This window comes from Xenorhabdus sp. TS4 (assembly GCF_014467265.1).
In the GTDB taxonomy this organism is placed as follows: domain Bacteria; phylum Pseudomonadota; class Gammaproteobacteria; order Enterobacterales; family Enterobacteriaceae; genus Xenorhabdus; species Xenorhabdus ehlersii.
On record NZ_NKHQ01000077.1, the window covers coordinates 50,786 to 62,810 of the forward strand.

The 12,025-nt window shown below is 42.5% G+C and carries 9 protein-coding genes; 4 read left to right on the forward strand and 5 right to left on the reverse strand.

Annotation, left to right across the window (positions count from 1 at the left end):
- Window positions 1–33 precede the first annotated feature (33 nt).
- Window positions 34–837 (forward strand): alpha/beta fold hydrolase, encoded by an 804-nt coding sequence (locus Xets_RS15585; RefSeq protein WP_370588252.1) that lies wholly within the window; start codon window positions 34–36, stop codon window positions 835–837.
- On the opposite strand, the gene Xets_RS15590 is transcribed toward Xets_RS15585, so the two are convergent.
- Window positions 834–1,397, reverse strand: a complete 564-nt coding sequence (locus Xets_RS15590; protein WP_099131240.1) for a recombinase family protein — start codon at window positions 1,395–1,397, stop codon at window positions 834–836. The two genes, Xets_RS15585 and Xets_RS15590, sit on opposite strands and share 4 nt — an antisense overlap.
- A gap of 317 nt (window positions 1,398–1,714) precedes the next feature.
- On the opposite strand from Xets_RS15590, the gene Xets_RS15595 reads away from it, so the two are divergent.
- The 3 genes from Xets_RS15595 to flhA all read left to right on the forward strand — a co-directional run bounded on the left by Xets_RS15595 (window position 1,715) and on the right by flhA (window position 6,518).
- The gene (locus tag Xets_RS15595) at window positions 1,715–3,091 is read left to right on the forward strand and encodes a sodium:alanine symporter family protein (RefSeq protein ID WP_187652072.1); all 1,377 of its coding nucleotides are present in this window, start codon (window positions 1,715–1,717) and stop codon (window positions 3,089–3,091) included.
- Between the two features lie 195 nt (window positions 3,092–3,286).
- Window positions 3,287–4,438 carry a flagellar biosynthesis protein FlhB gene (gene flhB / locus Xets_RS15600; protein ID WP_187652073.1) on the forward strand — a complete coding sequence of 384 codons (1,152 nt, stop codon included), beginning with the start codon at window positions 3,287–3,289 and terminating at the stop codon, window positions 4,436–4,438.
- A complete protein-coding gene (gene flhA, locus Xets_RS15605) occupies window positions 4,431–6,518 on the forward strand; it encodes a flagellar biosynthesis protein FlhA (protein WP_187652074.1) in 2,088 nt (695 codons plus the stop codon). Before flhB ends, flhA begins: the two co-directional genes overlap by 8 nt.
- Before the next feature lie 99 nt (window positions 6,519–6,617).
- Here the strand turns inward: flhA and Xets_RS15610 are convergent, their stop codons facing one another.
- The 4 genes from Xets_RS15610 to Xets_RS15625 all read right to left on the reverse strand — a co-directional run bounded on the left by Xets_RS15610 (window position 6,618) and on the right by Xets_RS15625 (window position 11,482).
- Window positions 6,618–7,559, reverse strand: a complete 942-nt coding sequence (locus Xets_RS15610) for a fimbrial protein (protein ID WP_099131236.1) — start codon at window positions 7,557–7,559, stop codon at window positions 6,618–6,620.
- 12 nt (window positions 7,560–7,571) lie between these two features.
- Window positions 7,572–10,055, reverse strand: coding sequence for a fimbria/pilus outer membrane usher protein (locus tag Xets_RS15615; RefSeq protein WP_187652075.1), 2,484 nt, complete (start codon window positions 10,053–10,055; stop codon window positions 7,572–7,574).
- Window positions 10,056–10,128: 73 nt separating this feature from the next.
- On the reverse strand, window positions 10,129–10,836 hold the full coding sequence (locus tag Xets_RS15620; protein WP_370588253.1) for a molecular chaperone: 708 nt from the start codon (window positions 10,834–10,836) through the stop codon (window positions 10,129–10,131).
- 94 nt (window positions 10,837–10,930) lie between these two features.
- A complete protein-coding gene (locus Xets_RS15625) occupies window positions 10,931–11,482 on the reverse strand; it encodes a fimbrial protein (RefSeq protein WP_099131234.1) in 552 nt (183 codons plus the stop codon).
- Between the last annotated feature and the right edge of the window lie 543 nt (window positions 11,483–12,025).

The following is a 12,025-nucleotide window of genomic DNA, read 5'->3' on the forward strand; positions in this document are numbered from 1 at the left end:
GGCATTAATCCAGGCTATGCAGAGGAAAATATTGTGGAGTCAATTGATAAAGTGATTAAGTTAAAAGATTCATTGGTGTCTTACCACAAGGTATTTCCAGAAAATAAGCGAAGTAACAAAAAACCAATAGTCTTCCTGCATGGCACAAATAGCAGCGGTAACAGTAGCTTTGGAGAGATAAAAAAGGCATTTAGCAGTGAGCGAGCCGTTATAATCCCTGATTATGCAGGATGTGGAAATTCTGAACTACCGTTAGAAACATTGACCATTGAGCATTTGGCGGAACAGGTTGCTATTGTGATAGAAGATAGCAGTAATATTTCTATTGATTTAGTAGGCGTTTCTCTGGGAGCAGTCGTGGCGGCAGTTGTAGCAGCCAAATACCCAAATCTCATTGATAAATTAATATTGACTGCACCGTGGGCGACAAATAATGATCCTCGCCACCAATTGATATTCAATACTTGGTTACATTTGGAATTGAATGATAAATCATCAGCAATGGCTTTCGCTTTATCACATGCCCTAAGTCCTGAATTTATCTCATCGTTGGGACATGAAACCATACAGCGGATCTGCTCTCAACCGGCAGAAAAAGAGATAGAAAAACGTATTGCTTTGGGATTATCCATAGATATAAAAGAGTATCTTACTCAAATAGATAAAAACACACTGGTTATTGGATTAAACAGTGATACGTTAATCCCGCCTTATTTGGTGCGTGAAGTTTATAAAAATATTAACAACAGTACATATAAAGAGATTAATAGTGGTCACGCGGTACAGATTGAGAAACCAGCAGAGTGGATTAGTCTGATAAAAGATTTTATAAACTAATTAACCACTTTCCCCACGGGTAAATACTTATAAATTGTTGACAACGATACATTATAAATAATCGATAACTGCTTCCGGCTATGCCCTTTATTCAGTAATCTGGCGGCCTGTTGTCGATTTTCCTCGGTAAACACTACTGGCCGTCCACCAATGCGCCCCTGTTCCCGTGCTGCGGCTAAACCGGCATTGGTTCTTTCTACAATTAGTTCACGTTCCATTTCTGCCAGTGCACTCATTACATGGAAGAAAAACCTTCCCATTGCCGTGCTGGTATCAATACTGTCAGTCAAACTTTGAAAATGAACTCCGCGTTCATGTAGTTCTGAAATCAGTGTGACCAGATTCTTCACACTGCGCCCCAGCCGATCCAATTTCCAAACCACTAGTGTATCGCCAGATTTAAGATGCTTTAAGGCACGTTTTAACCCTGGACGATTAGCCGTTTTCCCGCTGATCTTGTCTTCAAAAATCAGCTCACAGTGAATACTGATTAACGCATTTCTTTGTAAATCACTATTTTGGTCATTTGTTGACACTCTGATGTAACCAACTCTTGCCACTGATAATCCTTGAGTCATTCTAGAAACTATGTGAAAAGCAAATAATACCCATTTATTCGCTATAAAAAACCTTTAATTTATTTAATGGCGAGATAAAAATTTAGAGATGGAGAGGGAGATATCAGAATCAGTGATGTAAGAAGAATTATTATCAATAAGATTGATAAAGAGTAACCATAACGAGTGACTTAACTCACAGTATCAATTTTTTCTTGCCAAAGATACTCAATTAACCCTCGCTTATTTTCCTAAAATGCTCTTTATTTAATTGAAATAATTTTGTTACCAACTTGTTATATTGAATGCCGAGGGTGTATATGGAATTAATTACACAATGGTTAGCTGCACTAAACGGGGTAGTATGGGGCGTTCCTATGCTAATTGGGCTTTTGGGGATTGGTATCTTCATGCAAATCCGCTTGTCCTTCTTACCGATCCGTAAATTAGGCACGGGGTTCAAATTACTCTTTCAAAAAAATGAACAACGAGGTGAAGGTCAGATTTCACCTTTTAACGCACTAATGACAGCATTGTCAGCAACAATCGGGACTGGAAATATCGCGGGAGTGGCGACAGCCATTGTGATGGGCGGACCGGGAGCTATGTTCTGGATGTGGATGACCGCATTGGTGGGCATGGCGACGAAATATTCAGAAGCGGTATTGGCAGTACGCTTCCGGGAAACCGATAAAAGCGGTAATTACGTTGGCGGTCCGATGTATTACATCAAAAACGGCTTGGGTAAAAAATGGGTTTGGCTGGGAACACTCTTTGCTTTCTTTGGCAGTATTGCGGGTTTTGGTATCGGCAATACAGTACAAGCCAACTCTGTCGCTGACGTATTGCAAAGTAACTTTGGTATTGAAAAAACCATTACCGCCGGCATCTTGGTCGTTTTGGTTGGTGCCGTGTTAATTGGCGGTATCAAACGCATTTCTGATGTTGCAGGTAAATTAGTGCCTATTATGACTGTTGGTTATTTTGGGGCAGGGGTTATTGTTTTGGCACTCAATTTTACAGCTATTCCCGATGCATTTGCTTTAATCATCAAATCAGCTTTCACTCCCGTTGCGGCGCAGGGTGGATTTGCTGGTGCAGCCGTTTGGGCGGCGATCCGTTTTGGTATTGCCCGTGGTGTATTCTCTAACGAAGCGGGCATGGGAAGTGCACCTATTGCCCATGCAGCGGCAAAGACCCAAAACCCCATTCGTCAGGGTTTGATTGCCATGCTGGGAACCTTTATTGATACGATCATCGTCTGTTCCGTGACGGGCTTGACCATTGTTATTACCGGTGGCTGGCTGACAGGTCAAACAGGTGCAACACTGACCGCAGCTTCCTTCTCAGTCGTGATCCCAGGAGGCAACTATATCGTTGCTGTTGCTTTGGCTATTTTCGCCTTTACAACCATCTTGGGGTGGAGTTTTTACGGTGAGAAATGTATCCAATATTTATTGGGTCCAAAAGCTATAGTGCCTTTTCGTATCGCCTGGATTATCGCGTTGCCGATTGGAGCTACTCAGTCATTAACATTTGTCTGGTTGTTGGCAGATACCCTTAATGCCATGATGGCGATCCCCAACCTGATAGCAATTGCCTTTCTTAGTCCGGTTGTCTATCGCCTGACGAAAGATCATATTCGTGATGTTAATGCCGATAGTATTGATATTAAGGCATCAGTTAAAACGGATTGAAAAACGATTTGAGATGGCTGGTAACAGCCATCTCAATTCAAGACCGTTGTCATAATGCTCCAAATACCCCCGCAAATTTTGCAGTGTTCCCGCCATTGAATTTCTGGGCTTTTGTCATGCTTAACACAATTTTATTTGCCTTCTCCTAAAGGCAAATATTCTGCATGTAATCACGAACGCTCACCAAGGAAAGCTGTGGCTGAAGATAGCGATCTCGAAAAAACCGAAGAACCCACGCCCCATAAACGGGAAAAAGCTCGCAAAGAGGGGCAAATTGCGCGTTCTAAGGAACTTACCTCAATCCTGATGTTAGCGGGAGGGGTAAGTTTGTTGTGGATGAGCGGACAATCGATTACCCATGAACTTTCCCTGATGGTGTTTGAAGGATTCAATTTTGACCATAACATGGTCAGTAATGACAAACAGATGGTGCAACAAGTCGGTCGGTTACTGAAACAGGCGGTTTGGGCATTGCTGCCGGTTTTTGTCGGATTGGTATTGATTGCCCTCAGTGCGCCAGCGTTGATGGGCGGGTTGTTATTCAGTTCAAAATCGATCAAATTTGACTTGGCTAAGCTGAATCCCATTTCGGGTTTGAAAAAAATCTTTTCCATGAATGCACTGGCGGAATTATTCAAAGCCATCTTGAAGGCATCACTGGTGGGAGGTGGCACAGCCCTGTTTATCTGGCTTAATTGGCCTACTATGCTCAATCTGGCTGCTCAGCATCCGTTGATAGCCTTGAGTGATGCTATGATGATGCTGATTTTTGCCAGTTATATTGTCTTATTTATGTTGATACCCATGGTGGCGTTTGATGTGCTTTATCAGATCCGTAGTCACTTGAAAAAATTGAGAATGACCCGTCAGGAGATCAAGGATGAATTTAAGGAGCAAGAAGGGGACCCGCATGTAAAGGCAAGAATTCGTCAACAACAGAGATCGGCTGCGCGTAAGCGCATGATGACGGATGTGCCGAAGGCGGATGTCATTGTCACCAACCCGACTCATTACGCCGTTGCCTTGCAGTATGACAGCAAAAAAATGAGCGCCCCCAAAGTATTGGCAAAAGGGACAGGACTCATTGCCTTGCGCATTAAAGAAATTGGTGCGGAAAATCGCATCCCATTACTGGAAGCTCCCCCCTTGGCTCGAGCGTTGTTTCGCCATGCTGAGGTTGGAGGCTTTATTCCTGCGGCGTTATATGCTGCTGTCGCAGAAGTGCTTGCCTGGGTTTACCAATTGAAACGTTGGAAACAGGAAGGTGGCCTGAAACCGAAAAAACCTGAAAATCTGCCAGTGCCGCCAGCACTGGATTTTGCTGGAGAAAATAATCGTCATGGCTAATCTGGCCTCATTATTACGTTTATCGGGGAATATAAAAGGCTCCCAGTGGCAAATGCTTGCAGGGCCTGTTCTGATCCTCATGATCTTGTCGATGATGGTACTGCCGTTGCCACCATTCCTGCTTGATCTACTATTCACTTTCAACATTGCGCTTTCCATCATGGTCCTGCTGGTGGCAATGTTTACCCGCCGGACGCTGGATTTTGCCGCATTCCCGACCATTTTGCTGTTTTCAACCTTACTGCGCTTATCACTTAACGTCGCTTCCACGCGAATTATCCTGATGGAAGGACACACGGGATCTGCCGCAGCAGGGCAAGTCGTGGAAGCTTTTGGTCATTTCCTCGTTGGCGGTAATTTTGCCATTGGTATCGTGGTCTTCGTTATCTTGATCCTGATTAACTTTATGGTCATTACCAAAGGTGCAGGGCGTATTGCAGAAGTCGGTGCGCGCTTTGTGTTGGATGGAATGCCTGGTAAACAGATGGCGATTGATGCTGATTTGAACGCTGGATTGATCGGCGAAGATGAAGCTAAAAAGCGTCGTGCCGAGGTGACACAGGAAGCAGATTTCTACGGTTCAATGGACGGTGCGAGCAAATTCGTACGTGGCGATGCGATTGCCGGATTGATGATATTGGTGATTAACATCGTTGGTGGCTTGATCGTTGGTGTTGCCCAACACGGTTTGTCTTTGGGGGATGCCGCGGAAGCCTATACTTTGCTGACCATCGGTGATGGATTGGTTGCCCAGTTACCTGCATTAATTATTTCCACAGCGGCAGGTGTTATTGTAACGCGTGTAGCGACAGATGAAGATGTTGGTCAGCAAATGGTGACCCAACTTTTCAACAACCCTAAAGTCATGATGTTGAGTGCAGGTGTACTCGGCCTGCTTGGGTTGGTGCCGGGAATGCCTAATTTCGTCTTTTTGTTATTTACGGCGGCTTTGGCGGGTGTAGGCTATTTCCTATTGCGTAAGGACAAAAATCCGCTTGTGACACAACATGAAGAGATGAAAGCGGTGGAAGAGCAGCAACAAACCGCAGAAGCCTCATGGTCTGATGTGCAACTGGAAGATCCACTGGGAATGGAAGTAGGTTATCGTTTGATCCCAATGGTGGACTTTCGCCAGAACGGTGAACTGCTTGGTCGTATTAGTGGTATTCGCAAAAAATTCGCGCAAGAAGTGGGATATTTGCCACCCGTCGTACATATTCGTGACAACCTTGGATTGGCGCCAGCCAGCTACCGTATCATGATGAAAGGTGTAGAAATTGGACGTGGTGAAGCCCATCCGGGACGATGGTTGGCGATTAATCCGGGCGGTGCTGTGGGCGAATTACAAGGTGACTTGACGACAGATCCAGCCTTTGGCCTGGCTGCTGTCTGGATTGATGACAGTCTGAGGGAACAGGCGCAAGTGCAAGGCTATACTGTCGTGGCGGCCAGCACGGTTGTTGCAACTCACCTAAACCATTTGCTCACCCAGCATTCCAGTGAGCTATTTGGAAGACAGGAAGCGCAGCAATTGTTTGAGCGTGTCAGTCAGGAAATGCCGAAATTGACAGAAGATTTCATTCCTGATGTCGTGAGCCTGACAACTTTGCATAAAGTTTTGCAAAACTTGCTGGCGGAACAAGTGCCGATCCGCGATATGCGTACTATTGTTGAAACACTGGCAGAACATGCTCCGGTACAGAAAGATCCTTATGAATTGACTGCCATGATTCGAATCGCGCTTGGCAGGGCGATTGCCCAGCAATGGTTCCCAGGTGCGGATGAAATCAAAGTCATTGGTTTGGATGCGGGTTTGGAAAGATTGCTGCTGCAAGCACTGCAAAATGGTGGGGGATTGGAGCCAGGCCTGGCAGAAAGTTTGGAACGTCAGGCGGCAGAGGCATTGGAGCGTCAGGAAATGCTGGGAGCGCCACCGGTATTATTGGTCAACCATGCACTTCGTCCACTGTTGTCTCGTTTCTTGCGTCGTGTACTGCCTCGGTTGGTTGTACTGTCCAACCTTGAAATCACCGACAATCGTCAAATCAGAATGACGGCAACGATTGGTGGTGCGAGGTAGTCTTGATAAGAAAAAAATAATGAATATAAGGTGATCATTTAGGTGATCACCTTATTATGGATTAATCTGAACTAATACAGGTGAATGGCTACCTCTCAATTACTTATAATCGACAGTGAAGGTGGCTGTAGCATTAACGCTACCGGCAATGACAATATTACTAGTCTGATAATACTTTGCCTTATATGACAATGTCTTCAAAGAATTTATTATGCCAAGAGCTTGCTGTTCACCAAACTTTACAGGATTGTCTCTGTCATCTAACATCTGAATACCGATCCCTGTTGCTGATGAGGTTGAATCAGCATTTATCACTCCATTTGTATTAGTCTTTCCCGGCTCCCAGGTAATATTCGCGTTCGGGGATCCTTTGCATTGCACATTAATCTCGAAAGAACGTCCACCGGCAGTATCACCTATGCTTTTAAAGTGATTTTTTGATACGGCTCCCATCGGGACATTAACAATCGGTGTGGTTATTTCACAAGATCTTGCCGTGACGTTAAAAGAAGGGATTTTATAAGTGAAAACCGTATTCTTATTTTTAGTATCAGCCATCGTTATTATTATTTCATTGACTATTCCTGATTGAACATCACTATTGATCTCTATATAAAATTTACTGCTCAATATTCTGTTTCCGGTGCCGATCCCTCTTGAACTGCCCATATTCATAATCTGACTCACTACACCATTAGGTTGGAGTTCCCATTTAAATCTGACACCAGGAAGACTGGTTTCATAAAAGTTATTTTTGGGGGAACTTACATTTACTCCAGTCATGGATTTTACGTATATATGTTGACCGGATATATTGCATCTTATCCTCATCTCGTCACTGGAAGCACGTTTTATGTTTGGCAAATTTTTATAGTCAACATAAATATCATCAAATTTGACTATTTCCTGCATTCTATTAGCATTACATACTGCTGCTATAACCTGAGTTGAATAACTCCCCGCGACAATAACAATTAATAATACCAATAAAAAGTTATTAGCTTTAATCTGAAAGTGATTATTACGTTCAACATTAAACATGATAAATTCCTTTTAGTTGCGGCAATCAGCAGTCAGGCGTAATACGCCTGACTTTTCGGGCAGCATTGATAAATCTGTTTTTGCACGACATTGTTGACCCTTATTTTTTCCCCATTGTACTTTTATTTCTGCCTGTTCGGGGACAGCATTCAAATACAACTCACCATCATCACCAACAATCCCGCTACTGTCACTGTTTATTAACGCGGCACTGGCACCGAAAGGCACAGGTTTACCGTTGTAACGTAATGTCACCAATATACGGTACCCTTGGCGGACGCGAAAATCGGCAGCAATCACGGCACCGCGAGTCGGTACAATGTGTTGCACTGAATTGTCAAGGTCAACGCCATCAGCCAGCATTTCAGTATCCAGAGCAACCCGGTTGTAGGTATAAGGTTCGATCGACGGGATTACGGCATAGCCACGTGAATCCGTTTTAATTCCACTGTGATTTAAAATTTTTGTTTCTGCTGCACCAGCCGCTTTGACCAGTGCTACGGTCTCACCCAAGGATTGGGAAAACGTAATACCGTCTTGATGGGCGACAATACCGCCAGACAGCCCGTAGTTAAGTGATTGGCTATTATCACTGTAGCTGTAGCCCAGATTCACACGACCAGAAGAATGGCTATATTCCAGCGAAGCACCACCGCTCGCCCCTTCCATATTATTGCTGTGCTCTCCGTGGATACTATATGACAAGGCATGATCGTCCAATGCGCTGCCACTAATCGTCAGTTGTTGGCTTCCCCGACTGTGGCTATTTCTATTCATGCTGTAAGTTACCCATCCATTAGGCAGCCACTGATCCAGTGGAATAGAAATGTTAAACGATGCCTGTATATCCTTACTCTTAATGGATTCATGATTGGCATCGTAGGAAAGATTCAACCCATAACTGATCCCAGCAAGGTTAATGTTATAACCTGCAGATAATGATTGGTTGGTGCCTTGTTTTCCCCAGTAATCTTGCTGATAGGCAGACACATAAATATTGCCAAAATTCCCCATCCCTTGGTTTAGGGTTAGCTGTAATTGGCTACGCTTATTTTGTGCGTGGCTGGCTTCTTTTCTTACTGAATATTCATTTGCCTCTGCAAATGAATAGTATTCTGGTGTGGAATAGCGATACCCGGCCAATGTCAGGGATGTCCCCGTTGTCTCGATACTTTTCGTATATTGGATTCGGTACGATTGCCCTTGTTTATGTTCATTCTCCTGCAACCAGGCATCTGCTTGTGTCATATCCAGAGAAATCGCCCCAAAATTACCTAAACTAATCCCCAGGCCAGCGTTAAACGCCCGGTAGTTTTCTGCTACCTGAATACCAGATAGCAAACTTAACCGATTGGAGAGTCCATAGATAAATGTTGCTTCGCTAAAATAAGGTTTATCAGCGTTGGCATTTGAATAACGGTAACGCCCCAGGGTAACCTGATATTTTAGTTGCCCTTCTCGCTGCATCATTGGCACTGATGAAAATGGTTGCACAAATTTACGCTGCTGCCCGTCCTTTTCGGTGATCGTGATATCCAAATCACCGGAGCCGGAGGTTGAATAAAGATCCGTAATAACGAAAGGTCCCGGCGGAACATAGTTTTCGTAGATGACGTAATTATTTTGGCGAATCGTTACGCGCGCATTGGTTTGAGCAATACCACGGATAATTGGCGCAAATCCACGCTGGCTGCTGGGTAACATTAAGCTATCGGATGTCATAGACGCACCGATAAACGGCACGCTTTCAAATATATCTCCGTTAGTAAAGGTTTCGCCAAGAATTAGTTGGCTTTTTAGTTCCAGAATGTCCCGTTGGATGTAGCTGTTAATGGATGAAAAACGACTCTCACCTTTATTTTTTCCAGAATTATAGTCATAAACAGATTGATTCCTTATGCGCCAGGCTCCGATATTTATTCCGCTTTGTAAATTTAAAAAATAACTTTGGTTTTTTGTATTTTTATTATAATTTTCCGATCCACTAAAATTATAACTCATTAAAAATGCTGATTCTCCATGTTGCCATAAATGTGATGCCACAGTGTCTCTGGCTTGATTATCCAAAGCTGCTTGTGGAATGCTGATGTCCAGACGTTGCCCATAGAAATCAAATGAAGTCGATGCCTGTAGAATATATTCGCTAATATCATCAATAGTTTGCTCAGGAGAGAGTTTCATCAGCGCAGGAAAAGCTGACATTTTCACGCCAAACTGTTTTAAATTATCGACCGTTAGTTGTGGAGACAGTTTTCCGTTTTCCAGTTTAATAAAATTAACCTGTTTTGTTTCTTTCTCTTGTCCGTTAAGAAATATGTTCACCTGATACTGACCCGGTAATTGACCACCGGGGAATGAAAATGCGCTCAAATCAATCACCGATTGAGTATCATCTAATTCCAATGCTGATAATCGAAAATAATCCTGTGCCGTGACGGGTAATGATAACAATATGGAAAAACATAAAATAAAGATTGAAAGCAAACATGTTGGCATAATTGAGTCGCCACTCGTTCTATTTTTAAAAAATATGATTTTTCGTCCCCAATATTTAACTTTTATTTTCTTTTTAAGGCAGGTTTTTAATTATTTCTTTGCTTATGCCACCATGACTGTTAATACTATTCCAGCTGACTAAGCCTGATGATTCAGATGGCAGAACGAAATACGCTACACCTTGTGGAGCGATCATATCAGTACCTGTCAGGGTTTTACCGGCCACTTTGAGCTGCCCGATGGTTACGTAATAATTACTGGGGTTTCTGACCTCAAGTTGGTGACCAATGCGACAAAATGTCAGCGTCTTATAAGCCTCTTCAGAATCACCTTCAATGCCTTCTGGCCGATAAAACAATTTGATTCGGGTTTTCACCGCAATCAATAAAGTATTCTGTTCGTTTTCTTGTATGGCAGGGATAGACTTCACATTAAGGTAAAAAACCGATTCCCTATCCTCAGGTAGATTACCGCCGATACGGACAATACGAAGAATACTTTCTTTGCCAGCATCCAAACGAAATAGCGGCGGCGTCACAATGAAAGGCGCTTTTTCTCCTTTTAAATCAGTACTGATAAAAGACTGAATTAAATAAGGCCGGCTTTCGTCAGCGTTTTTCACTGAAATTGAAGTTTCTTTTTTATTTCCTTTATAAATAACGCGGGTTCCACCAATAGTTACACCCGCCCAGGACGGAAATATAAAAAACAATAAGAATATAAACGTTATTTTTTTCGTTAACATATACGATGTAAATATTTTTTTTATTTTATGTTTCATTATTACATGACTACTTATGATGTTAATAGCTCCTGACCGCAGCCATAAAAATGCCTCTGCGGCTAGGGAATAAATTTTTATAAATAATTAATTTTTATTTGTAATTTATACTAAAATTAAGTGTGGCATCGGCCTTTCCGGCTTTAACGCTTTGTCCATTAGATACATAAGCCACTTGTAAAGGTATTTTCATATCAGCCTCGTTGATTTCAATTATTGGCAGCTTAGGAGAGGAAGAAAGATCTATTTGCTTACCTGTGCTATTATAAATACCAATGCCAATTCCGGCTGCGGCTGTTCCAGAAAGTCCATCTAATGCTAACAGCCTGTTATCGACGGAATCCAGTGTACTCCCAGAAAGTGTGACTTCCATGGTAAGAGGTGTAGTAGTAACAGGACACCCGGTTAATTTAATACTAAAAGGCTTTTTGCTCCCCGCAATTTCAGTTCCTTTTTTTCCTATATCGCTCATGTGATATGTCCCCATGTTCACAATATTGCCAGAAACATCACTATTACACGTTGATTCTACAATGTCCCCGTGGAATTTTACTGACCCAGTTGTTACCGGAAAGGCCGCATAAGAAATACTACTTACTGAAACCAATATTGCAGCAATAAAAGATGAAACTAAAATATTTTTCATTTACACATCCATAACAATCATAATATAAAACTACTTATTATGCATAACGCAAAATAATAAAGCGTTATAACAAAAAGATCTCGCGCACAGTTTTCTGTGCGCAGAAGAAAAATTTACCTTATGAATCAAAAAAGATCAACAAAACTATCGGTATTCACGATCAATTAACAATATATTGATAGGATTTATCAATCAAGGAGAAGTGAAGAATTTGAGAGAGGCATTTCTACATAAGCGATGGTTTTTTCTTTTTTTATCAAAAGTATACCTAAGACAGTGGCGTTGTTTTTTTGTTGCCGACAAAAGACCATTGTTCATCCAACTCGCAAATGAGCGTGACATCGTCGTAAGCTTTTCGTCTCGATGTTACCTACTTCCATGCCTACGTACCAGTTCTGTTTGGCCACAATATCGGCAAATAACTTCTATCGTAACGGTCATGCTGATCTCTCTTTAAAAAAACATAATAAATATCAAATTAACGCTTTAGAGTCATGACTAAAAATTGAATATATCGAAACTATAACCGAGGGGCCGATCAAT